Origin of the sequence: Streptomyces sp. LS1784 (assembly GCF_020103755.1) — a bacterium.
In the GTDB taxonomy this organism is placed as follows: domain Bacteria; phylum Actinomycetota; class Actinomycetes; order Streptomycetales; family Streptomycetaceae; genus Kitasatospora.
The window spans coordinates 1-1747 of the sequence record NZ_JAHSQD010000994.1 but is presented as its reverse complement, the minus strand read 5'-3'; the positions used below and the strand labels follow the sequence as shown (position 1 = coordinate 1747).

Genomic DNA, 1747 nt, shown 5'->3' with positions numbered 1-1747 from the left:
GGCCTCCCGCCGGCGCCGGCGCCCCTCCGCCTCCGGAGCGCCGAGCCGCTGCCGGGCCGCGTCCAGGAGCGGCAGGTCGGACACCGTCCAGGCCTGGGGCGCGTCCTTGCGCTGAAGTCTGCGGACCTCCTCGGGGGCGAGCCAGGGCGCGCACATCCGCAGGTAGGCGGGCACCGACCAGAGGTCGCCGACCAGGTCGGCCGCGTCGAGCAGCGGCCAGGCCCGGTTGAGCGTCTCGGTCAGCTCCCGGTCCTGTCGCAGCGACCTGCGGAACAGCTCGGGCGAGACCCCCTCGTCCTCGTCCAGCTTGTCCATCAGGATCGTGGCCAGCTCCTCCCAGATCTGTTCGCGGGCCTCGTTGTGCGGGGTGCCCGGGTCCGGCACGTCGAACGCGTCGGACCAGTCCTCGGCGCTCAGCCAGAGGTCGGCCCAGTGGGTGGTCACCTCCATGCCCTCGGTGGGCGGCTCCTCGTAGAACCGGACGGCCTTCTCGATCGCCTTCACCATGTCGACCGAGGACTTCAGCCGGGCCGCCTCCGGGTCGGTCTCGGCCCCGGCCTTCGCCCCCTCCACGACGAGGTCCCGCACGGTGCAGGTGCGCACCCCCTCCTCGCCGAGGCTGGGCAGGACGTCGGCGACGTAGGCCAGGTAGGGGTGGTGCGGGCCGACGAACAGCACGCCGCCGCGCCGGTGGCCGAGCCGGGGGTCGGAGTGGAGCAGGTACGCGGAGCGGTGCAGCGCGACGACCGTCTTGCCGGTGCCGGGGCCGCCGTCGACCACCAGGGCGCCCCGGGACCCCGCCCGGATGATGGCGTTCTGGTCGGCCTGGATGGTGGCCAGCACGTCCCTCATCCGGGCCGAACGGTTGCCGCCCAGGCCGGCGATGAACGCGGACTGGTCGTCCAGCGCGGCGTGCCCCTCCAGGGCCTCGGCGGTGAACACCTCGTCCCAGTAGTCGCCGATCCGGCCACCGGTCCAGCGGTACCGGCGCCGGCTCGCCAGGCCCATCGGGTCGGCGTGGGTGGCCGCGAAGAACGGCTCGGCCGCGGGCGAGCGCCAGTCGACCAGCAGCCGGCGCCCCTCGCTGTCGGTGAGACCGAGCCGCCCGATGTACACCGGCTCCGGGTCGTCCGCGAGGACGACCCGCCCGAGGCACAGGTCCAGACCGAAGCGGCGCAGGGCGCGCAGCCGACCGGTCAGCCTGTGCACCTCGATGTCCCGGTCCATCGCCTCCCGGCCGAGGCCGCCCGGCGCGCGGCGCAGCACGTCGAGGCGGTCGGACAGCTCGGCGATCGACTGCGACAGGCTCTCCGCAACGGCCGCGAAGTGCCGTTCGTCCTCGCCGATCAGCGCCGGGTCGGCCTTGGCGGCGAGGCGGGCGGGAAGGTCGAACGCACTGGTGGTCTGGCGGTTCATGGCATCAGCTCCGATCTGAGGCCTGCGATTGTGCGCCACCGCGGGGGCCTTGCCGCAAGACCCCCCATGCGCTATACGTTGAGAGTGGCAAGGGGTGGGTTCTCCCCCTTCTTCTTCCTCCTTCTCCTCCCCGGGCGTGCTCGACCGCGCCTTGTTCCGCGTCTCCGGTCACGCCCCGCTCCGCGTCGCCCGGGGTCGCTCCGCGCCTAGTACTGCAACCGCATCTGTCGTTACCGCTGGCGTTCGGCGTCGTTGGTATGACTGTGTGCTGATGAGCTGACGGTTGAGCAGGTCGAGTCGTGGTCCGAGGGGATAGTGGGCTTCCATGCTC

The 1747-nt window shown here is 72.7% G+C and carries 1 protein-coding gene; it reads right to left on the bottom strand.

Features of this window, described 5'->3' with window-relative positions; all coding sequences use genetic code 11:
- On the bottom strand, positions 1-1416 hold a 1416-nt coding region (gene helR / locus KS423_RS44995), incomplete at its 3' end, for an RNA polymerase recycling motor ATPase HelR (protein WP_224285443.1).
- Between the last annotated feature and the right edge of the window lie 331 nt (positions 1417-1747).